The sequence below is a fragment of the Lactobacillus sp. genome (genome assembly GCF_051873315.1).
GTDB lineage: Bacteria > Bacillota > Bacilli > Lactobacillales > Lactobacillaceae > Lactobacillus.
The window spans coordinates 1-21,459 of the sequence record NZ_JBJEES010000161.1; the positions used below are offsets into that span (position 1 = coordinate 1).

Consider the following 21,459-nt stretch of genomic DNA (forward strand, 5'->3'; position numbering starts at 1 on the left):
TTCGTCAAATTTGCTTTTTCATTCGTTTTATGATTGGTGCACCCGGCGGTGTTGTTGTTACGCACCTTTCTCTTCCAGTTGCAATAAATCGGATTAGCTGTATTTTTTCTTTTTTTAACAGAAGATTGTTCTTAATTTGCTTGTTTTTCTCTGGAAAAGCCGGAAAAATTTCTGCGATTTTTTCTAAAAAACTGGGCAAAAGAAAAATGGCGACCTAAGTCACCATTTTCTTCACTCCATTATTCTCTTTTGTATTCTTTTTTCTTTTCTCTTTTCTTATCTTGCTCAACTTATCTCTGCAGCTTGGCTACCAGCTTGTTTGGCAAAACGAAGCTCTGGCTGCCCATGGACATTGGCCCCACTTCACCTTGGTTAAAGACGATAACCACCTGGTTCTTCTTGTTGATGTAGAACTGCTGGTTCTTCTTGATTTGGCTGAAGCCGTCCGGGTCGCCATTTTGCTTAAGGAAGTAGCTCTTGTTCTTGTCAGCCTTCATCTCCTGCTTCATCTGCTTGATGATGTTCTGGCTGATGGCCTTTTGGTAGTTGCTACCGCTCTTGAACAAGTCGCCCAGCTTGACCTGCTTGCCGCTGGCCTTACTGAAGACGTAGTAGCGGCTGCTTTCGCCGCTGTCGGCTTGGGTTTGCACGGCCGTCAGCTTGATCACGTACCAGTAGCGGTTGTTAGTTACTTGCTTAGTCTTGACTGTCAAAGAGCCATAGCCGCCCTTCTTCAGAGAAGCCTTGAATTCCTTGGTCAAACTGTCAGTTTCCTTGGCAATTTCCCGGTTGACTGCCTGGCTGCTCTTCTTGGCCTCCTTGGCTGCCGGCCCGGTCACCCCGCTGACAGCAACTTTGTCAACGGAAATATCGGCTGAATGCTTGCGGCTTTCGTAGTGGTAATCGCGGAAGGTCACCAGCTTGAAGTAGTTACCCACAACTGGCAAGTTCTGCATAGCATTAGCCACCTGCGGACTCGTGTTTGGCAAAATCACGCTGAAAGCAGCCGCTGCCGCGATCCCTGCCACCAGGCGGACCCACGGCTTGCGCTTGGCGGACAAAGGAACGACCTTCTTTTGCCCCCGGCCGGCTGCTGCCTCCACGATATACTCAGTCTTGATTCCGCCCATTGCATCCATTAAGTCAGTGTTTTTCATAATAGTATCCCCTTTAAATAAACTTTTCTTCTTGCAGTTTTTTGCCCAGCTTGCGCCGCATCCGCATCAAAGCCACCTTAACGGCTGATGTTGTCATCCCGTTAGCCGCGGCAATGTCGCTGATGGCGTCCATGTAAAAATACCGCTGAACAAAAATAATTCTTTTTTCTTTTGGCAGGCCTGCCAGAAAATCATTGATGATCTCCGTCAAAGCGCTGCTCTCAATCCCTTCCAGCTCTGGCTGCTCCTGGACCGCGCCGGATGACTCTCCAATTTCATCCAGCGAGGCGGTATATTGATCCCCAGCCCGTTTCTGCCGGTTTTGGTCGCGGACCATGTTCAAGGCTCCGTTGCGCGTGACGCGCCCCAGGTAGGCCAAGAGGCTCTGCGGCCGCTTTGGCGGAATCGTGTTCCAGGCTTTCAGCCATGTATCGTTCAGGCACTCCTCAACGTCCTCCTTATCCCGCAAGATGTTGCGGGCAATCGTTGAGCAATATGCCCCATATTCACTCTGGACTGAAGTGAGCGCAGCTTCGTCTCTGGCGAAGAACTGCTCGATGATTTCAGTTTCTCTCACTGTCTTTTTCCGTCCTTTTACTTTTTGTTTTTCGAGGCCCTCATCTCCTCTACCCTAATAGACACCTAAGGGAGCTGAAAGGTTACACTTTTGCAAAAAGTTTTTTAGAAAAAATTTCCACGCAAAAAGGAACCCCTCCGCGGAGTTCCTTTATGACTAGTGCCACTTAACTTCTGGCGTGATCTTGGTCATGCCGTGCATGTATGGGCGCAAAGCTTCTGGTACGGTAACCGTACCGTCTTCGTTTTGGTAGTTTTCCAAAATAGCGGCAACCGTCCGGCCAACAGCCAGGCCTGACCCGTTCAAAGTGTGGGTCAATTTAACCTTGCCGTCTTCGTCCCGGTAACGGATTTGTGCCCGGCGGGCCTGGAAGTCAGTACAGTTGGAGCAGGATGAGATTTCCCGGTAAGTGTCTTGGGCTGGCATCCAGACTTCCAAGTCGTAAGTCTTGGCACTGGTGAAGGATGCATCCCCGGTTGACAAGGCTACGACCCGGTACGGCAGACCCAGCTTTTGCAGCAGGTGTTCAGCGTTGTGGGTCAGGTTTTCCAGTTCCTTCCAGGATTCTTCCGGCTTAACGACCTTAACCATTTCCACCTTGCGGAATTCGTGCATCCGGATCAAGCCCCGGGTGTCGCGGCCAGCTGAACCAGCTTCACTTCTGAAGGCTGGTGACAAAGCAGTCACGTTGATTGGCAAGTTCTTGCCATCGATGATGTCGCCTCTGAAGTAGTTGACCAAAGGAACTTCAGCAGTTGGAATCAAAGTCAGGTTCCGCGGTACTTCTGGGTCGTCATTTTCAACGATGGTGTAGACGTCTTCAGTAAACTTCGGGAATTGGCCAGTACCTTGCATTGAGTCGTTGTTGACCAAGGATGGGGTGATGACTTCAGTGTAGCCTTCGCTGGTGTTTTCATCCAGGAAGAAGTTGTAAACGGCCCGTTCCAAGAGAGCGCCGGCACCCTTGTAGTAAACGAAGCGGGCTGCGGAAACCTTGCTTGCCGCGTCCCAGTCCAGGATGTTCAAGTCAGTGCCCAGGTCCCAGTGAGCCTTTGGTTCATAGTCAAACTTGGTTGGTTCGCTCCAGCGGCGGACTTCTTCGTTGTAGCTTTCGTCAGGGCCAATTGGGTCTGAGTCAGCTGGGAAGTTTGGCAAACGAAGCAGGATGTATTCTTGCTTTTCCTGCAGTTCATCAACTTCTTGGTCCAATTCCTTGATCTTGGCACCGACTTCACGCATGTTGGCGATAGCTTCGCTGGCATCTGCCTTTTCCCGCTTGGCGGCAGCAATCTTCTTTGAAACTTCGTTTCTTTCTGCCTTCAAGTTTTCAGCTTCTACCATAGCTTGCCGGCGCTTGGCGTCGATAGCTACCAGTTCATCCAATTGCTCAGGCTTGATGCCCCGAGTTGCCAACTTTTCCTTGGCCCAGTCAAGATTCTCGCGAATGACCTTAATATCCAGCATATATAACCTCCGAAAAAATAAAAAAGCCGGTCCGTCCCAGTCTTGGGACGAATCGGCGCACGGTTCGCGGTACCACCCAGTTTCGGCTCAAAGAGCCGCACTCAGTTGGGCGCTAACGGTGCCCGGCCGTGCAATGATTAATTGCCCACACTAATGAAATCTGGAAGCGACCGCCGTCCGCTCTCAGCATACGCGGACTCTCTGTCGGCAGTCTAAGGATTTCGTGTTTGTCTCTATTCTATGCTATTCGGTCCGTTTTAGCAAATAATACTTGGCCGAAAAATCCAAAAAAGGGGGAATTTTCCGGTAATCGACTTCATACATCTGCCGAAAGCCCAGTTTTTGCAATAAATGCTGAGGCCGCAAATTATCCGACCGGCAGCCGGCCCAGATTTCCTTGATCTCCGGATCTTTAAAAGCTTCCGCCAAAAGACAATTGATGCTTTCAGTCATGTAGCCCTGCCCCTGGAATTTTTTGTCCAAAAGAAAGCCCAGCTCCCGGGACTGGCCATCCCGGGGATATAGTTCCAGCAGGCCAATTGCCTGGCCATTTTTTAAGCAAATCATGTAGCTGGCCGGTCGTCTCTGGTAAGCTAAGGCCCCTTCTTCAGCTTCAAGCATGTTCCGGTAGTGGGCAAAGCCTGCCGTTTTCTGGTAGTAGGGATCCTGCCCCCAAGACAAAAGCAGGTCAGCATCTTCCGGCCCGACCGGCCGCAAATATATCCGCTCGCTCTCCATCACATCAGCCTCATGATCCAGCGGGCCCCGTAGACCAGGCCCAGGCTGTAAGCCGCGATGGTCCAAGGCTTGCAGAGGACGATGATCCAGAAGTAGGTCCAAGGCTTCATTTCCGTCAGACCCGCCAAAAGGCAGAGCAGGTCATCCGGGGCAACCGGGGCCAGGATGCAGATGGCGAAGAACCAGTTGAACTTCTTTTGGTTCTTGGTCCACTTGGTATACTTCTCCAGGCTCTCTTCCGACACGATGTGCAGGATGAAGGACTTGCCATAGTAGCGGGCCAGGAAGAAGTTGATCAAGGAGCCGATGACGATCCCGATATAGTTGTAGATAAAACCAGGTCCAGCGCCGAAGAAGACAACCCCAGCCAAAAGGGAGACCCCGCCGGGGATAATCGGGATCACGACCTGGATGATCTGAATCAAAACAAAGATAAAGGGACCCAGGATCTTTTTGTCAGCCAAATAGGCGCTCATCTTGGCCTGGCTGGTAAAAATCCCCAGCTGGTACCAATAGATGCAGAGGCCAATGATCACGATGGTTGAAATAATGGTCAGCCGGTTGATCAGCTTGCGGCTTTGTTCGTAACTCATGGTCTTTTCCCCCTAAAAACAAATTCCAGGATAATTTTAGCAAAAAGCCTCCCCCCTCCACACTAGTTTGCTTCGGGCTTTAAATAAACTTATGTATGCTGCCTTCTTTTCCCTTGCGAAAAAAGACAAAAAGCAAGCAGAAGTTATTGCTTTGAGTATATAATTAAGTTAGGATAAAAAATCAGAATTCAAATCAGTTCAGAAAGGAAAAATGAGATTATGGTTGTGACTGTTAACAATATCGCTTATGACCTCAAGCACGGCCTAAAGACCGACATCTATTATCCCAACGATACCGACTCACAGACAAAAATCCTCATTCTCTGGCACGGCGGCGGCTGGTTTAGGGGAAGCAAAAATGGCGTCAGAGACGTGGCAATCGACCTGGCCAACGCTGGCTTCATGACCTTCGTGCCCGACTACCGGCTGGCTCCAGCTGACCATTTCCCAGCTGCCCACGAGGATGCCCTTAACTTCGCGGCCTGGCTTTTGGCTTCAAACTACACCGATGAGGGCGATGAAAACAACATCGTCCAGATCGGCGCCAGCTCCGGCGGCACCCTGGCCTTGAAAGTCGCCGGCATGTACGGCTTCCCGACGGTCACCTGGTCAGCCCCTGTCGACTTCAGCAGCTGGCTGGCCGACCACCAAGAGGTCAAGCCTTCAGTCAATGGCAAGGAAGAACTGGGCTTGACCACCCAGCAGGCCATCAATGAAGCCTTTTACAAGTACTTTGTCTTGACCTACGCCGGCAGCGAGGACTCTGACCTTTTGGCCGACCTGGATGCCCAAAGCTACGACTATACCAAGTTGAGCCGCCTGCTCATGATGAACTCAGCGGCTGAACTGACCGACCTGGCCGGCGTTACTGAATTTGCCGGCCGCCTGGCTGGCCGCGGCCACCAGGTTGACCTGGAAATTATCCCCGGTCATGGCCACGCCATGGACTACGGCCGGGATTATCTCAGGGAAAGCATAACTTATCTCAACTATGCCCTCAGTCTGAAAACAGGAAGCGATTAACCATGATAAACATTGAAAAATTCATCAAAATCCGCAAGTCGCTCAAGCTGTCGCAAAATGAGCTCTGCAATGGGATCTGCACCCAGTCAACCTTGAGCAAGTTCGAAAACAACGGGCAGATTCCTTCTTTCAAGATCCTCAAGCAGCTCTGCGAGCGGATGAACATCTCCTTATCTGACATCATGCTGACCAGCACGGAAAGCGAAATTGCCCAGAAGCTTTTTTCCGCGGACTTCTGCTTCATCACTTATGACTATGACCAGGTCCGCAAGATCCTCAAGCAGGTCAATGAGAAAAAGATCCGCGACAAGCAAGACCTTCTCCACTACAACTACCTTTGCGGGCAGCTGGCTCTGGACGGGGACCACAACGAAGTCTCGGCCCTTTTCTACTTCAACAATATCCTGACAACCGACAACCTTAAGGCCGGCAACATCTACCGCCTCCTGGCCCTTAAAGGCTGCAGCCAGGTTTATGCCAGCCAGGACATGGGCAAGGCCTCTCATTACTTTGACCAGATCCTGGACCAGATCAAGAAAGTCGAAATCAAAGACAGCTTGAGAGAACTCCAGGTCATGTCCATTTTGACGGCGGCCGGCGAATTCTACGGGCAAAGCGGACAGTACAAACATGCTGACGACCTGCTCAACTATGCCTACGAGCTGGCTTCCGAACATCATGTGGTCTACTTTTTGGCCCGGGTCCTTTACCAGCTGGCCTTAGACGACCTGGCCCAAAAGCGGTCCATGAATACGGCCCTGGAGCACCTGCACGACGCCCTGGCATTCGCCCGCTTGAACAAAAACGAGGTTATCCTCAAAGAAGGCGGCAAGCTCCTCAAAGAACTCGAAGAGAAAGCATAAGAAAACGGTCAATCGCGAGATTGACCGTTTATTTTTGCCTTAAATGGTGCCATAGCCAGTCAGCGGCCGGCATGGGCAGTTGTTAAAGTCGTAAGTCTTCAAGAGTTCCAGTTCCTGGTCGCCCTTGATAAAAGCCGTTGCCCCTTCAGACAGCATCAGGTTCATGATCGGCTTCTTTTCCGGGTGGTTAGTGAAAGGTACGATGATGACCGGCTTGTTCTGCGCCCGCAAAAAGCCGATTTCAAAGGCGCAGCCATCATCCAGTTCATCCATGTCGTAAAGGAAGAGGCCGCAATTTGCCATGGACAGGCCGTTGATGTCGTTTTGGAAGGTCTGCTGCTTCCAAAAGAGACTCCGTTCATCCCCAAAGCCGACATTCGGGTCTTCCGCCGGGTCGGTTACCTGCTGGTCAAAGGGAAAATGAACGTGCTCGACCGTCGGGTTGGCCGCCAAGTATTCGCGGACCTGCTTGGCCCGGGCTTGATGGTGGTCGCGGTGAAAAGATGAACCTAAATAAATACGTGCAGTTGCCGTCATGAATCCTCCTAGTGGACGCTTAAATAATCTAACATGGTGTAAATGGCGCGCTTATTGGCGCTTGGCAAAGGCTGGGCCAGAATCTCGGCTGGAGTCTGGTGTAAGTCATTGCCGCTTTCGGCGTAGGCGCCGTCATTGATGACGATTTCGCGGACGTTGTCAGCCAAGGGCTCTAAGTGAAACTGCAGGCCGATCACGTTGCCATTGACCAAAAAGCCCTGGTTGGCCAAGAGGTCGCTGGAATAGAGCAAGTGGCTGCCAGCTGGCATTTCAAACATGTCCTGGTGCCAGTGCAGGGCCAGGAGCTTGTCTGGCAAGTCACCGATCGCATCACTTTGCTTGTAGACCGGAGCCCAGCCGACTTCCTTGTGGGCAGCCGGGTGCACGCTGCTGCCTAAGCAGATGGCAATTTGCTGGGCACCCAGGCAAATGCCGAGAATTGGCAGGTGCTGCTTGAGGCAGTCCTTGATCAATTGCCGTTCTTCTTTAAGCCAAGGCAAGTCGTCGCCCGGGCTCATCGGCCCGCCCAAAACGACCAGCATGTCGGTTTCATCAGCTTTCGGAAAAATGCCGAAAGTTTCCGGATGATATACATAGACTTTGTTGCCCCGGTCTTCGGCCCAGGCCTTGATGGCCCCCGGCCCCTCATTCGGGGTGTGCTGCAAAACGTTGATCCGCATAATCTCGTCCTTTCAATTTTTAAATATTTTACCATGCTGGCAGGATTTTTTCATTAAAGGAGAGATTTTTACCAAAAAATTGAAAAAATTGCCGTTAAAATATTCCTTCAGATAATAAAATTATTTCAGCCTTTAGCTATACCAAATATCAGAAAGCGGTTTATACTAGAGAGAGGGATATTTGTGAATCTTACACTAGATTGGCGCTAAAGGCCGGTCTGATCAACTTTTAATTCGAAAGGATGAAGAAAACAGCTATGGCAAAATACGAATCAGTGAACCCATATACCAATGAAGTCTTCGCGAGCTACGAGAACCCGACTGACCAGCAGATTGAAGAATCTCTGGCCTTAGCCCACGCCCTCTACAAGAAGTGGCGGCATGAAGAACCGAGCAGCCGGGCAGCCATTTTGAAGGACATCGCGGCCAAGTTCCAGGAAAAGGAAGAAGAAATGGCCAAGACCATGACCCTGGAAATGGGCAAGAAGCTCAGCGAGGCCAAGGAAGAAGTTGAGATCTGCATCGGCATCCTCAACTACTACGCCGACCACGGCCCGGAACTTTTAAAGCCGGTCGACCTGCCCAACCCATACGGCCGCGCCTACTACTTAAAGCAGGCTACCGGGGTGATCATGGCCTGTGAACCATGGAACTTCCCTCTTTACCAAGTCATCCGGGTCTTTGCCCCGAACTTCGTGGTCGGCAACCCGATGCTGCTTAAGCACGCCCACAATGTGCCAACTTCTGCTGCCCTGGCCGCCAAGATCGTGAAAGCTGGCGGGGCGCCGGAAGGCAGCTTGATCAACCTTTACCTCAGCTACAGCCAACTGGACCAGGTCATTGCTGATCCGCGGGTGCAAGGGGTAGCCTTGACCGGGTCTGAAAGAGGCGGGGTGTCCGTAGCCGAAAACGCCGGCAAGAACTTGAAGAAGTCCACTATGGAACTGGGCGGCAACGATGCCTTCATCGTCTTAAGCGACGCTGACCCAGCAGTTTTGAAGGCAGCCTTGAGCGACGCCCGCAGCTACAATAATGGCCAGGTCTGCACCTCATCCAAGCGGATGATCGTTTTGGCCGACCGCTATGAAGAAGTTTTGGCAGACATGAAGGAAATCTACTCTGGCCTTAAGTGGGGCGATCCGCTGGAAGACTCCACTACCCTGCCGCCGATGAACTCCCAAGCCGCAAAAGAGAAGCTGGCCAAGCAGGTTGAAGCGGCAATTGCCGGCGGAGCCAAGGTTTACTACGAGTACCCGGAAATTGACGCCCCAGGTGCCTTCAGCCGGCCAATTATTTTGACGGACATGACTAAGGACAACCCAATGTTTGACCAGGAAATGTTCGGGCCAGTCTGCGTGGTTTACAAGGTTAAAGACGAGGCTGAAGCCATTGCCTTAGCCAACGACTCCAGCTATGGGCTGGGTTCTTCCGTCATCTCCAGTGATATCAAGCATGCTGAAGAAGTAGCCAGCCAGATTGAAACCGGGATGACAGTCATCAACGGCCGCTGGATCACTGACGGCAGCCTGCCATTCGGCGGGGTCAAGAAGTCAGGTTACGGCCGCGAGCTCAGTCCTTTGGGCCTGGACGCCTTCGTCAACGAGCACCTGGTGATCGACTTTACTGACCAAAACAAGCAGTAAACAGATCTAACTCAATCTCTTTCAATTACACTTACTTTTACTTTTTTCTTTTAATCTTTATTACATTACCTACTTTCTTTTTAGTGTTTCTTTTGTACTAATTCAAATTTTCTACTCTTTAGTTTTTGTTTTTTCACGAATCTCCAAGTAGAAAAATAGCAAGAAAAGGCCGCTGGTCACTCAGACCAGCAGCCTTTTTTCTGCTAACAAAAACTATTCTTCGTTATTTTGATCTGCCTTAACCATTGGCTGGAACATGTTGATGCCGGCCAAAACCGTGGTCAAGCAAGAGACCAGGATCAAGAGGTAGCCGGAAATGCCGATAGCCACGGCATAGCTCTTCAAGCTGGAAACAGCCTGGCTTAAGTAGCTGGTCGCGCTAGTCGTCTGGGCCAATTGGTAAAAGAGGTAGATCAAGACCAGGCTTTCGACCAAGGACAAGGCAAAAGCCCGGACCCGGGAGACCCTGGTATTCTGGCTGACGGCCAGCATGATGAAGACCGGCAAGAGCAGGAAAACCGCCAGGAAGAGGTAAAGAATCAAGGCGGGAACGATCTTGCCCGCCGTGATCTGCCTGTTGGCGACTTCAAAGAAGACGCTGGCCACGGTCAGCTTGCTGCTGGAGGTTACGAAGCCTGTCCCCAGGAAAAGGAGGACCAAGGTGATCAAGCTGGTCAAGAGAATGGAGAGCTGGATGACACCAAAATTCCGCGGCTTCTTGGTCTTCTTCTTCACCTTTTCCACTTTGGCTTCAAATTTCGGGTGGGACTCGGTAAACTCTTCATTCTTCTCCTCAATTTCGTTTTCCTTGTCGTCAAAGGCATTGAAGACCTTGGAGCCCCAATTTCGGATATACTCAGTCAAGTTCCGGTCAGCCGTGTATTCGCCCTGGGAGTCCCGGTGGCCAGTCCAGATAAGCAGAGCCATGGAGACAGCAAAAGCCGTCCAGCCCAGGGTCCGGGAGAAACTCATGATGATCAAGAGGCCCACGCCGACCAGGAAGGCGATTGTGGTGTTGTCTCTCAGCCACTGGATCATTTTTTCCACGGTTGGGTTGCCGGTAAAGGCATTCTGCTCCTGCTTTTGCCGGTAGGCGGACCGGCTGAGCTTGCCGGATGGATCTTTTTCCAAAGTCCGGTCAGCTTCTTCCCTGTTTATTTCAGTTCTTTCCACATTTTCGGCCGCGGCTTCTTCAGTAAAGTAGTCGCGGCGGTATTTCTCCACATTGAATCCACAGTTCGGACAGGTCTTTTCCTGGCCAGTCAGGGTCTGTCCACAGTTGGGACATTTTTTCATAGTAATCGTCCTTTGCTAGTGTTTCTTTTTCCACATTATAGCATTTTCCTAGCACAGGCAAAAAAGAACCCGCCAAAGATGACGGGTTCTTAATGCATTATTTAGCTTTCATTTAAGACTTCTTGCCAAAGCTGAGGCCCTTCTTGCGGCCTGCCCACTTAGGCCATGGGAAGCCTTCGTAGGTCAGCTTGGTTGCAGCTGACAGGTTGATCGGCATCAAGAAGACCAAGATAGCCAGACCGATGTCGACCCCGATGGCCACTTCGATCAAGGTTGGTACGCCTGATGGAATCAAGGCTGCAAAGGTACCACCCAGTATGATAGCGGCTGAGATGACAACCGTCCCGATAACCGTACATGCCTCCAAGATTCTTGCACTAGGCAAGGCGTGTGGATCGCTGTCGCGGTAACGCATCATGACAAAGATGCTGTAGTCGACTCCGAGGGCAATCACCATGATGAAGGTGAAGAACGGAACGTTCCAAGCCATGGCGCTCCGGCCCATCACTCCGGTGACAATCCAACGGGTGATTGACAGAGAACTGATGTAGGCCAAAAGCAGAGTCCCCAGGATGTAGATCGGCTGAAGCAGACTCCGGGTGACGAAGATCAAGGCAATGCCGATACCGATCAGCATGATAGCCATAGTTCTGGTAAAGTCACCGCTGGCCGTGTTCTTGGTGTCTTCAATGGTTGAGCTTTGCCCGCCCATTTCGACATCAGCCTTGCCCAGGTCGGTCCCCTTCAGGGACTTGCGGGCCATAGCGCTCAAAGCTTGTGAGTGCTCTGCGGCACTTTCAGAACTTGGGTTGCTGTCCAGGATGATGATGATCATGGCACTCTTCTTGTCCGGGCTGAGGAAGACCTTGAGGGACTTCTGCAGGTCGGCGTTGTGCTTTAAGACGTAGCTTGGCACGTAGAAGGTGTCGGAAGCCTTGGACTTGCGCAGGCCGTTCAAGTATGAGCCGGCGGAAACCAGACCATTGTTGACGGCAGTCAAGCCGCTGGTGATGGCTGGCGTCTTGGTAGCGAGCTTGCTTGCGCCGCTGGAGAGTTGGCTGGTACCGGACTGCAGCTTGTCAGCACCTTCAGCCAGTTGGCTGGAGCCGTTGACGCCTTGAGCCAGACCGTTTTGCAGTTGGCCAGCACCGGATTTAAGTGAGCTTGCACCGCTGGTCAAACGGCTCGCGCCGTTAGCCAGTTGAGCCGCGCCGCTGACGCCGCTGGCCAAACCGTTAGCCAGTTGGCCGGCACCGGAATTGACCTGGCCAGCGCCGGAGTTGACTTGGCTTGCACCATTTGCAACAGAGGATGCACCAGAGTTGACTTGGTTAGCCCCGCTGACCAAAGTGCCAGTGCCGGAGTAAAGGCTTGCGGCACCAGTGTTCAGCTTGCCGGCACCAGTGTAAAGGCTGGAAGCGCCGGAGTTAACTTGTCCGGCACCGGTGTACAGACTTGAAGCACCGGTGTTGACTTGGCTGATCCCGTTGTAAAGGGATGCGGCACCACTGTTTAACTTAGTAGCGCCTTGTGACAAAGCCAAGGCCCCTGCCATACCCTTGCTCAAACCGCTGTAAATTGAGTTTGAACCAGTGTAAAGCTTGTGGGCACCAGTTGCAAGGGCATCAACTGCTGACTGCATCTGGCTGATCTTGCTTAAACCAGACTTAAGGCTGCTAATCCCGCTGGCTGCTTGGGTGCTCAAAGTGCTTGAGCCAGAAGCAAGCTGAGAAACAGCCGCTTGCAGTTGCTGAACTTCAGCGCTCAAGTCGGCCGTTGAAGCAGTAGAACTGCTGCTACTCAAACTGCCGGCGGCTGATTGAATGCTAGATGAAGCACTCTTCATGTTGGTTGCAGCAGAACCAGCAGTAGTCAAGCCGCTGCTTGCAGTACCCAACCCGCTCTTAGTAGAACTAAGCCCAGAAGACAGGGACTGGAGTTCCTTTTGCAGTTCTGCCTTCAAAGTTGGGTCTGAAACTTTGCTGATTGAGCTTGCCAGGCTGCCAGCAGCTGAGCTGGCAGTTCCCAGACCATTACCGGCAGTGGTCAAACCGCTCTTGGCGTTGGTTAAACCAGATTCAAGTGATGAAACTTGCCCTTGCAGGCTTTGCAGGCCGCTGACCAGGCTAGAGATCTTTGAAGTGTCGATGTTTGGCACGCTGATTTGGCTGACCTTGCTGTTCAAGCTTTGCAAGCCGTTGTTCAGGTCGGTCAAACCAGATGACAATTGGTCAAGCTGGTCAGCGTTCAAGGAGCTGGCATTCTCTGACAGCTGGCTCTTCAACTGGTCAAGACCGGCAACCAAAGTGTTCATATTGGCCGTCAAGTCCTTGGCGCCATTGGTCAAGGTTTGAGTGCCAGTGTAAAGACTGTTTGCACCAGTCACAAGAGAGCTGGTGCCGTTCTTCAAGCTAGTGCTGCCAGTCAAAAGCTGGGCAGTACCGTTCTTCAAAGTACCAGCGCCAGTGTAAAGACTGGCAGTACCGTTCTTCAAAGTACCTACACCAGTGTAAAGGCTGGCGGTACCGTTCTTCAAAGTGCCGGCACCGTTTCTCAAGGTTTGAGCACCAGTTGCCAGAGAACCGGTCCCGTTAGCCAGAGTCTTTGACCCACTGGCCAGGGAGCTGGTCCCGCTCTTCAGCTTCTGAGTACCAGCAGACAGGGTGTTGGCACCGCTAGACAACTTTCTAGTGCCGGAGTAAAGGGCATCTGCCCCAACTGACAGGGTCTTGGTCCCGTTAAAGAGGGTACCTGCCCCATCGTAGAGGGCGATTGAACCGTTGTAAAGCTTAACCGTCCCCGTGTACAGGTCCTTAGCCCCGTCACTCAAAGTGCCGGTGCCTTCGTCGAGCTGGTCGGCCCCGTTAGCCAGTTTCTTGGCCCCGCTGGTGACCTGCTCGCTGCCCTTAGTCAATTTGCCGACACCCTTTTCCAATTTGGCGGTCCCGTCGGTAACTGACTTCAGCTGCTTCTTAACGTAGAGCAGCTTAATCTTTTCGTTGTATGGCTCAGTCGCGGACATAACCTTGTCCACGCCTTCAGAATTGCGCAATTTCCGCGTCAATTCGTCGATCAGCTTCAAGTCCTTCTCATTGTCGAGCTTGTGGTCACTCTTGATGTAAAGGTATGACGGCATAGCCATCCCCTTAGAGAAGTGCTTTTGCACCAGGTTCAGCCCCTGCTTAGAAGGAACTGAATCTGAAATTTCCGCCGTGTCGTCGTAGTTCAAAACGTTGGAGTAAGTAACGAAGAACGGAGCAACGACAACTGCTACTGCTGCCAAGAAGACAACTGGCCGCTTCAAAGTAGCACTGGAAATCCCGTGCCACATCTTGCTTGGGTTTTCCCCGGCAAATTCCTTGCTTGGCCAGAACATCTTCTTGCCCAAAGTGGCCATGAAGAATGGGTTCAAAGTCAGCAAAACAACCAGCAGAACCAGAACGCCGACGGCAACGCCGGAAGCGGACCGGTAAACGGAGAAGTTAGCTAAGCCCAAAGCGGAGAAACCAATCAGGATTGAGGAGCCGGAGTAAAGAATAGTCCGGCCGGCCTTCTTGATCGAGTCCTTCGTGGCCTCAGCCACCCCCAGGCCATTGCCCAGGTCCTCCTTAAAGTGGTTGTATAGCAGGATGTTGTAGTCGGTCCCGATCCCGAACAAGACGATCACCATGAAGACTTGGGTGAAGTTGGAGAACGGGAAGTTGATTTGGTTGACCAGGTTGGTCACGATTGAGAAGGAAACCAGGAAGGAAATCCCAACCGTCAAAAGTGACACAAGCGGGACAACCGGTGACCGGAAGACGATGATCAACACGATGAAGATGAAGACCACCGTGATCAGTTCCGTCTTCTTGATCCCTTCTTGGATCGAGCTGGTAAAGTCATTGTTGAGGACGTCTGCCCCAGTAACGTAGGTTCTTACCCCACTGGTCTTGACGGCCTTGTTGATCTCGTCGTAAACCTGGGAGATGGTCCCATGGCTCTTGGAGATGTTCATCTGCATTACCCAAGTCGTTCCGTCTTTAGACTTGAGCAGCTTCTTGGTCGCGATGTTATCCTGCGGCGCCAAGTAATCCTTGATGCCGTATTTCTTCTTGTTGCTGGTCAAGCGGTCGATCGAGGCTTCAATGTTGCCTTGGTCGGTCTCGGTCAGCTTACCGGATTTCTTGTTGAAAACAACCGCGACTTCGTAAGTATTCTTTTTCTTACTGCCCCATTCATTCTTGATTAGTTTGGCTGCTTCGCTTTCCACGCTGCTTGGCAAAGAGATCTCGCTGTGAGCTCTTGTCAGTGAGTCAACGTTTGGCAGGGCAACCAAAGAAATCACCAGAATGAGCACCCAGGCGATCAAAGCGCCAAGGTGGTTCTTCAGTAACTTCTTCAACGTCCTTTTTCCTTTCTTTGTCTTTTACAATCAGTCTACTAAGCTAGGCATTTGACTGCTGGGTGCTGGGCGAAACCAGCCGCCAGACCATTTCGTGATAGTTCTCTTCTGCTTCTTGCGGGCTTTCCGGAAAATCCCGGCTTCCCTGGCCCTTGGCAAACCTGTCTAAAAAGACATAGCCCAGGACCGCGCCAACCAAGGCGTGCTGGGAAACCACGTGTCCCGTGTCCACCTGCAGCTGCTCACCCAAGTCCAGGATCTTGACTACTTCCTGCACCAGGTCTGAATCATCTGAAAATTCATCCATATGGTAAAGCAGGGTCGCCAGGGCCTGGTCTTCCAAAAGGCGGTCGCGGACCACGTCAGCAAACTTAAACAATGCTTCGTGGCCTGACAAACCAACAAGCTGCTTGAGCAGGTCCTGGTAGAGCAGGCGGATCCGGCTGGCCGCGACCAGCGACAGAAGTTGAGAACGGTTCTTCACGTAATGATAGAGCGACTGGCTGCGAACGCCCAGAGCCTTGGCAAGATTTGGCATGGTCGTCTCGCTTAAGCCCCGGCTTTCGATCATTTCCGTGGCTTTGGCGATGACCTTGCCTAAGTCCAAAGTCCTTTTTTGAGTCATACTTTCTACCATTTCCTTTCAACTGTAGCAATTATATAACTACTAACTGAAGATTTCAATCTACAGATTGTAAATTAATTCTTTTTTTCTGTTGAAAGCGATTCCTAAAAGCGCTATCATATATTCAGATAGGAGATGAAAACTAAAAATGAAAATCTGGTGGTTCGCAAACTTTTACTGGTTCAGTTTACTGATTTATCTAAATGTTTTCATGTTCAATTTTCATTACGCTGACGGCAGCAGCATCAATCCTTTCGTGGTGACCTTCCTGCTTCTGGCTATCTGCATTATGATCGGGGAATTCCAATTTGCCTGGTACATGTGGCTGGCCAAGAAAACTTATAAACCACGTAAACGCAAGAAAGCACAAAACGACTCTACTGTCTGGCTGTAGAGTCGTTTTTCATTTCTTCTGTTCTATTTATTCGTTCTATCTTTACTTTTCCATGACTTTCTTGACAGCTTGTCCTAAAGCAGCAAAGTCATCAGTCTTGCTGGACCAGGCGCTGACCACGTAATTGTGGCCGTTATTGCTGATCAAGGCGACCTCTAAATTGCCATCAGCATACTGGTAGACAGTCCCCTTAGCCTTGCTGGCCAGCTTGGTCTTCCCTGTCATAGCAGTCAAAACCTGCTGATTGTAGCTGCCGACCAGCTTCCCCTGGTAAATGGAAACCATGATCTTGGCCAGATCACTGGCTGTCGTCTTGCCGACCACGGACTTGGAGAAGGTTCCAGTCACTTTGGTCTGGCTGGCCCCCAGCTGTTTCAACACCTTATTGACCTGCTTAGTTCCGATCGTCCGCAAAAGCGCGTTAGCCGCGGTCTTGTTGCCCTTCAGCATCTGCTCGCGCAAGTAGCTTGGCCCGTAGCTGATCCCGACCGCGATCGCCGTACTTGTCCCAGCCTTGTCAGCCTTAGTAACCTTGATAGCCGTGCTGGCCCCGATCTTGCCGGACTTTTCCTGGGCATAAAGGGCGATCAAGAGATAGAGGTAAAAAATCTTCTGGGAATCCTGGCTGCTCTTGGTGTTGGCCACTTCCGCAAAATGGCTGCTCTTGCTTAAGTCATATGCCGCCACCTGGTAGCTGACGTCCTGGCCCATGGCCTTCTTGATTGCCTTGACCAGCTGCTTGTCGCTGCCCTTGCTGCTCTTGACCTGGTTGTCATATTCAATGGAATTGACATTAGGTTCCTTGTCAGTAGAAGAAACCGTCTTTTTGACGTTGCCGGACTTCTTTACCTGCACCACCGTAACCTTCCGCATTTCAGCATCCTTGTTGGTACTGGTGTAGACGACAAAAGCCAGCAGGGAGGCGATCAAAGCCCCGACTACAATATTGTTCTTCATGTAACTCCTTAGTATCTCTTAACTTTTTCCTTTAAAAAAGATGGTGCTTGCGCATGAGGAAGATCAGCCAGACCATCAAAAGGACGGTGATCAAGATAATGATCACCCAGTCATAGTTGGCCCCCAAAACCGGCAACTTCACGTTCATCCCGTAAAAACCGGTCAGAATAGTCGGGATGGTCAAAACGATGGACCAAACCGTTAGGAACTGCATGGTGTCGTTCAGGTTGTTGTTCATCATGTTATTGGAAGTCGATGACAAAGTCTTGGTCACCTGCCGGGAAATCTGCACCATTTCTGAAGACTGGCTGGATTCGATCAAGACGTCGTCCAGTCTTTCCTTGGCCGCTTTGGAAAAAGTCAGCCGGGAGTGCTGTAGGCTGTGCAGCATCATCTGGTCAGTCTGAATCGAGCTGGACAGGTAGACCAGACTCTTTTCAATATTGGACAGTTCCACCAGGTCCTTGTTGTCGATGTCATCGCTCAGCTTGACGTCCAAGTCGTTGCGCTCAGCATCCAGCTGGGTGATGGCCCGCTGGAAGTACTGGGAAGCATACATCAAAAAAGTTGCCAGCAGCTCCGTCACGTCTTGGGCGTGGGACAGCCGGCGCAAAACCTGGGGATCGTTGAACTCGTCAAAGACATAGCTGGTCTCGATCGTATGGAAAGAAAAAAGGTTCTTGTCCTGCAGCAAAAAAGTGATTGGCCGGGAAGTGAAGTGCTTGCTGGTCGTCGTTGGCCAGACTGGCACGTCATAAACCAGCAGGTGGGTGTCGGTATACTGGTCGTAGTCGTAGTGGGGCCGTTCATGCCGGTCGGAAACGTAGGAAATGATTTCCGGGGTGAAATAAAACTCCGTCTGCAGGCGCCGGCTGTCAGCTTCATTCAAGCCATTGACGTCGTACCAGTTAAAGTCAGTTTCAATTGGAAAAATTTGTTGCTTAATCATGGCTGTCCCCACCTTCATTTTACTCATTATTCATGTTACCATTTTTTTAAAATGAAGTTGTTTAAAGTAGGTAAAATAATGATGCAAATCACAGAAAAATATCTTCCGTTCGGAAATTGGCAAACTTACTGCCGGATCGTGGGCGAGGCGACTGACCGCGCCCCGCTCCTGCTTCTCCACGGCGGGCCCGGCAGCAGTCACAACTATTTTGAAGTCCTCGACCAAGTTGCTGAAAAAAGTGGTCGGCAAGTCATCATGTATGACCAATTGGGCTGCGGCAATTCCAGCATCCCCGACGACCAGGCAGAGACGGCCTACACGGCCCAGACCTGGGTCAAGGAGCTGGAAAATGTCAGAAAGCAGCTGGGCCTTGACGAGATCCACCTCCTAGGGCAAAGCTGGGGCGGGATGCTGGCTTTGATCTACCTGTGCGACTATCAGCCTAAAGGGGTCAAAAGCCTGATCCTTTCCTCTACTTTAGCCTCCGCCAAGCTCTGGAGCCAGGAATTGCACCGCTTGATCAAGTACCTGCCAGAAAACGAGCAGGCCGCTATCAAGGAAGCTGAAGCAAGTGGCAACTATGACTCCCCGGCCTACCAGGCGGCCAATGCCCACTTCATGGATCAGCACGCCATCAAGCTTACGCCGGACATGCCGGAGCCAGTTTTGCGCAAAAAAAAGGGCGGCAGCCTGGCCTACTTGACCGGCTGGGGCCCTAATGAATATACGCCGATTGGCAACCTGCACGGCTATGAGTACACTGACCGCTTAAAGGACCTGCACTTGCCGGTCTTGATTACCAGCGGCACTGACGATCTGTGCACGCCATTGGTGGCTAAAAGCATGTACGACCACTTGCCGAACGCCCGCTGGGAGCTCTTTGCCGGCTGCGGCCACATGCCTTTTGTCCAGGAAAATGCCAAGTACCAAAAGCTCCTGTCTGACTGGTTAATCAGCCAGGACTAGACGAGAGGCTTTTTTAACAAAAAATCTGTCTGACGGTCATCGCCAAGAACGAAGACATGCTCGCTGAACCGGGTCAAACCGCGGCTGGCATAGAAGTTCTTGGCGTTTTCGTTGTGTTCCCAAACGCCCAGCCAGAGGACGGACTTGCCCCATTCTTTTCCTTTTTCTTCCGCGAACTCAAAGAGCTGCTTGCCCAGGCCCCGGTGCTGGAAGGATTTGCGCAGGTAGATCCGCTCAACTTCCAAGCCATCTGGGTCGACATCTTCGTTTTGGGCGTCGGCAACGTCCAGCTTTAAGTAGCCGGCAACTTCCCCGTCCACCTTCAAGAAGTAGAAGAAGCTGCCTGGAGTTGCCATTTCTCCCCTAAGCTTTTCTTCATTATAGTTTTCAGCCAAAAACTTGGCCATGTCTTCGGCGCTGTTGTACTCGCCAAAAGTGTCGGCGAAAGTCTCCCGGCTGATGGCCACCAAGGCCGGCAGATCTTTTTCAGCGACCTGGTCAATCTTTACTTCCGTCATCGCTGCTTCCTTCTCTTTTCTACTTTATTAATTAAGGCCGGTCAAGACCCAGGTCCTGAGCAGCATCCCTGCTCTTTCCCAGTCTTCTTCCCGGTAGTCGTGGCCGGCGCCCCGCATCTGCAAAAGTTCGCCCTGCTTCATTTGCTTGGCCATCAATTCCAGGCTAGCCAAAGGAGCTTGGTCGTCTTCGCTGCCGGCAACAATATAGCTGCGGCCCTGGTAGCCCTTGATCTTGTCCCAGTCCTTGATAACTGGTGACATAAGGAAGATTCCCCGGACTGAGCGGCCGATTTCACTGGCGGCCACCGCGGCAGCATCCCCAGCTTCCCCATAGCCGGCGAAAACGATGTACTCACTGGCTACCCGGTCGTCGTTTCTGAGTTCGTCAAAGGCCAGGTGGTAGCCGCTAATGGCGCTGGCTGAATCTTCTGCTTCAAAAGTGAAGGTCAAGATGCCGGCGTCATTTAAGTAGCGGCTGAGCCAATAGGCCTGGTCCTTATCGCCGATCTTGGCCAAAATTACCAAGGGGGTCAGCCCTTCAATTGGGTTGACTGCTTCGCCCCAAGTTCCTTTTAACTTGCCCTTGGCGCTGATTAAGGTCATCTCTTTTTCCATAAAAAACTCCTTACGATTTCTTACTTTACATTAAAAACTTACAACATTTCTATTGTACTATTTTTGGCAAGAAATTAGGGCCGGTACTTGTAAATCGAGTTGTTGAGATTGTCCTTGACCAGCTGGTCGAAGAGCTCTTTGCCCTTGGCCGTGATTTTATCAGCAATTGCATTATTGGCTTCCGTCAAAAAGTCTACCAGGTCTGCTTGGCTTAACTTTTCAGCTTCTCTGTCAGTTTCATCAACATGCTGGATGGCCAGGCTCTGGCAGTCAGCCTGGAAGGCCCGGAGCTTTCTCTGCCAAGTCTGCTGCTTGCCTTCAAGCAAGGCCTGGATGCACTTGTAGAGCCAGTAGGCGCTATTGGTCGGGTCAGCCTGGCTAGTCTTGATCTGGTAATTGGCTGGCGTGTCCTTGATATTAGTATAGAAAGGCACCCATGGCGCTGCGGCATAAAGGCCGAAGCAGAGCCACTGGATGGCCTTGTAGCCTTCTGGCCGGTCGCTTCTGATCTGCATGATGGAGCATTCCTGCGACACCGTGACGGAAATTGGCCGGTAGGCGTTCTTGACCGGGCTTTCTTCCTTAGTTAAGTAGTCATATTCCGTGTTTTCGTAGTGGCTGCTCAGGTAGAACTGCACGTCTTCGATGGCAATCTTCTTAGCCGGCACCCGGCAAAATGGCATGTCCAAGTCGTCGATAGATTGATCCACTTCCGGGTTAAAGAGCTTTTGCCCATACCACATCCGGGGCGTGTTGTAGCGCAGGTCGTCTTGGTCTCTTGGTGAAAAAATCTCCCGGAAATTGAAGCTGCCAGTCTTCGACGGATTCAAGTGGTGGTCCTTGACGAACTGGCGGAGGTTAGTGGAATACATGTAGTTGGCCGGGTCGTCAAAGTCGATTTCCCCGATGATCATCATGTTCGGGGCCACGACATAGCTGTCGTCTGGCACCCGGCGGGCAACCCACTGGTGGCCGGCCCCGGTTTCCATGTACCAGATTTCATTTTCATCGCCAAAAGCAATCCCGTTGCTTTCACTGGACCCGTATTGTTCAACCAAGCGGCCCAGGCGCTCAACCCCTTCTCTGGCCGTCTTGATGAAAGGCAGGACCAAATAAAGCATGGAGTCTTCCCCAATCCCGTTTTTGACAAAAGGATCATGGCCTAAGACCCGGCGGTTGCTGGCTTCGCTTTCCGTTGAGCTCATGGCCACGTTATAGCTGTTGATCCCCTGCTCGTCAAAACGGCCGTAGTCTTCTACAGCGTCGCGGACAGCGGTGAAGCCGCAGCCTTCCCCCTTTAAAGGAATTTCAACGCCGGTTCCTTTGGAAACAAAAACTTCATCATAATTTTTAGCTGGATAGTAGACAAAGCGCTTTTCGTTAAAGCCCTGGTCGTAGTCTTCATCTCTGGCCACGATCACTGACCCGTCAAGGCTGGCCTTCTTGCCCACCAGCATGGTCGTACAATTGTCGCGCATTT

The 21,459-nt window shown here is 51.5% G+C and carries 21 protein-coding genes; 6 read left to right on the top strand and 15 right to left on the bottom strand.

From position 1 onward, the window contains the following. A partial coding sequence (locus ACI32D_RS09665) for a hypothetical protein (protein WP_439776355.1) occupies positions 1-218 on the top strand: 218 nt, incomplete at its 5' end. Between the two features lie 72 nt (positions 219-290). Here the strand turns inward: ACI32D_RS09665 and ACI32D_RS09670 are convergent. From ACI32D_RS09670 to ACI32D_RS09690, 5 genes are all read right to left on the bottom strand, one after another. Beyond that, positions 291-1,157, bottom strand: coding sequence for an RsiV family protein (locus tag ACI32D_RS09670; protein ID WP_439776356.1), 867 nt, complete (start codon positions 1,155-1,157; stop codon positions 291-293). A 13-nt stretch (positions 1,158-1,170) separates the two neighbouring features. Further along, the gene (locus ACI32D_RS09675) at positions 1,171-1,734 is read right to left on the bottom strand and encodes an RNA polymerase sigma factor (protein ID WP_439776357.1); all 564 of its coding nucleotides are present in this window, start codon (positions 1,732-1,734) and stop codon (positions 1,171-1,173) included. 156 nt (positions 1,735-1,890) lie between these two features. After that, positions 1,891-3,198, bottom strand: a complete 1,308-nt coding sequence (gene serS / locus ACI32D_RS09680) for a serine--tRNA ligase (protein ID WP_439776358.1) — start codon at positions 3,196-3,198, stop codon at positions 1,891-1,893. Between the two features lie 243 nt (positions 3,199-3,441). Then, positions 3,442-3,936: a GNAT family N-acetyltransferase gene (locus tag ACI32D_RS09685; RefSeq protein WP_439776359.1), complete on the bottom strand. Its 495-nt coding sequence runs from the start codon at positions 3,934-3,936 to the stop codon at positions 3,442-3,444. Beyond that, on the bottom strand, positions 3,936-4,529 hold the full coding sequence (locus ACI32D_RS09690) for a TVP38/TMEM64 family protein (RefSeq protein ID WP_003616018.1): 594 nt from the start codon (positions 4,527-4,529) through the stop codon (positions 3,936-3,938). Before ACI32D_RS09690 ends, ACI32D_RS09685 begins: the two co-directional genes overlap by 1 nt. Before the next feature lie 219 nt (positions 4,530-4,748). On the opposite strand from ACI32D_RS09690, the gene ACI32D_RS09695 reads away from it, so the two are divergent. Further along, complete coding sequence (locus tag ACI32D_RS09695) at positions 4,749-5,552, top strand: alpha/beta hydrolase (RefSeq protein WP_439776360.1); 804 nt, start codon at positions 4,749-4,751, stop codon at positions 5,550-5,552. Positions 5,553-5,554: 2 nt separating this feature from the next. Then, complete coding sequence (locus tag ACI32D_RS09700; RefSeq protein ID WP_439776361.1) at positions 5,555-6,415, top strand: helix-turn-helix domain-containing protein; 861 nt, start codon at positions 5,555-5,557, stop codon at positions 6,413-6,415. Positions 6,416-6,454: 39 nt separating this feature from the next. Here the strand turns inward: ACI32D_RS09700 and ACI32D_RS09705 are convergent, their stop codons facing one another. Together ACI32D_RS09705 and ACI32D_RS09710 are read right to left on the bottom strand one after the other, a co-directional pair. Then, the gene (locus tag ACI32D_RS09705; protein ID WP_439776362.1) at positions 6,455-6,952 is read right to left on the bottom strand and encodes a nucleoside 2-deoxyribosyltransferase; all 498 of its coding nucleotides are present in this window, start codon (positions 6,950-6,952) and stop codon (positions 6,455-6,457) included. A gap of 8 nt (positions 6,953-6,960) precedes the next feature. Further along, complete coding sequence (locus ACI32D_RS09710) at positions 6,961-7,632, bottom strand: type 1 glutamine amidotransferase (protein WP_439776363.1); 672 nt, start codon at positions 7,630-7,632, stop codon at positions 6,961-6,963. Between the two features lie 257 nt (positions 7,633-7,889). Here ACI32D_RS09710 and ACI32D_RS09715 point away from each other — a divergent pair, with 257 nt between their 5' ends. After that, a complete protein-coding gene (locus tag ACI32D_RS09715) occupies positions 7,890-9,275 on the top strand; it encodes an NAD-dependent succinate-semialdehyde dehydrogenase (RefSeq protein ID WP_439776364.1) in 1,386 nt (461 codons plus the stop codon). 213 nt (positions 9,276-9,488) lie between these two features. Here ACI32D_RS09715 and ACI32D_RS09720 read toward each other — a convergent pair whose 3' ends face one another. The 3 genes from ACI32D_RS09720 to ACI32D_RS09730 all read right to left on the bottom strand — a co-directional run bounded on the left by ACI32D_RS09720 (position 9,489) and on the right by ACI32D_RS09730 (position 15,580). Continuing rightward, a complete protein-coding gene (locus ACI32D_RS09720; RefSeq protein ID WP_439776365.1) occupies positions 9,489-10,571 on the bottom strand; it encodes a zinc ribbon domain-containing protein in 1,083 nt (360 codons plus the stop codon). Positions 10,572-10,683: 112 nt separating this feature from the next. After that, complete coding sequence (locus ACI32D_RS09725) at positions 10,684-14,955, bottom strand: MMPL family transporter (protein WP_439776366.1); 4,272 nt, start codon at positions 14,953-14,955, stop codon at positions 10,684-10,686. 43 nt (positions 14,956-14,998) lie between these two features. After that, positions 14,999-15,580 carry a TetR/AcrR family transcriptional regulator gene (locus ACI32D_RS09730; RefSeq protein ID WP_439776367.1) on the bottom strand — a complete coding sequence of 194 codons (582 nt, stop codon included), beginning with the start codon at positions 15,578-15,580 and terminating at the stop codon, positions 14,999-15,001. A gap of 148 nt (positions 15,581-15,728) precedes the next feature. On the opposite strand from ACI32D_RS09730, the gene ACI32D_RS09735 reads away from it, so the two are divergent. After that, the gene (locus tag ACI32D_RS09735; RefSeq protein WP_439776368.1) at positions 15,729-15,974 is read left to right on the top strand and encodes a hypothetical protein; all 246 of its coding nucleotides are present in this window, start codon (positions 15,729-15,731) and stop codon (positions 15,972-15,974) included. Between the two features lie 42 nt (positions 15,975-16,016). On the opposite strand, the gene ACI32D_RS09740 is transcribed toward ACI32D_RS09735, so the two are convergent. After that, positions 16,017-16,931, bottom strand: a complete 915-nt coding sequence (locus tag ACI32D_RS09740; protein WP_439776369.1) for a serine hydrolase — start codon at positions 16,929-16,931, stop codon at positions 16,017-16,019. Between the two features lie 31 nt (positions 16,932-16,962). Next, a complete protein-coding gene (locus ACI32D_RS09745) occupies positions 16,963-17,880 on the bottom strand; it encodes a magnesium transporter CorA family protein (RefSeq protein WP_439776370.1) in 918 nt (305 codons plus the stop codon). Between the two features lie 78 nt (positions 17,881-17,958). On the opposite strand from ACI32D_RS09745, the gene pepI reads away from it, so the two are divergent. After that, positions 17,959-18,846: a proline iminopeptidase gene (gene pepI / locus ACI32D_RS09750; RefSeq protein ID WP_439776371.1), complete on the top strand. Its 888-nt coding sequence runs from the start codon at positions 17,959-17,961 to the stop codon at positions 18,844-18,846. On the opposite strand, the gene ACI32D_RS09755 is transcribed toward pepI, so the two are convergent. The 3 genes from ACI32D_RS09755 to ACI32D_RS09765 all read right to left on the bottom strand — a co-directional run bounded on the left by ACI32D_RS09755 (position 18,843) and on the right by ACI32D_RS09765 (position 21,457). Continuing rightward, positions 18,843-19,364, bottom strand: coding sequence for a GNAT family N-acetyltransferase (locus ACI32D_RS09755; RefSeq protein WP_439776372.1), 522 nt, complete (start codon positions 19,362-19,364; stop codon positions 18,843-18,845). The two genes, pepI and ACI32D_RS09755, sit on opposite strands and share 4 nt — an antisense overlap. A 27-nt stretch (positions 19,365-19,391) precedes the next feature. Then, positions 19,392-19,979 carry an alpha/beta fold hydrolase gene (locus tag ACI32D_RS09760; RefSeq protein ID WP_439776373.1) on the bottom strand — a complete coding sequence of 196 codons (588 nt, stop codon included), beginning with the start codon at positions 19,977-19,979 and terminating at the stop codon, positions 19,392-19,394. A 74-nt stretch (positions 19,980-20,053) separates the two neighbouring features. Beyond that, positions 20,054-21,457 carry a C69 family dipeptidase gene (locus ACI32D_RS09765; RefSeq protein WP_439776374.1) on the bottom strand — a complete coding sequence of 468 codons (1,404 nt, stop codon included), beginning with the start codon at positions 21,455-21,457 and terminating at the stop codon, positions 20,054-20,056. Positions 21,458-21,459: the final 2 nt, after the last annotated feature.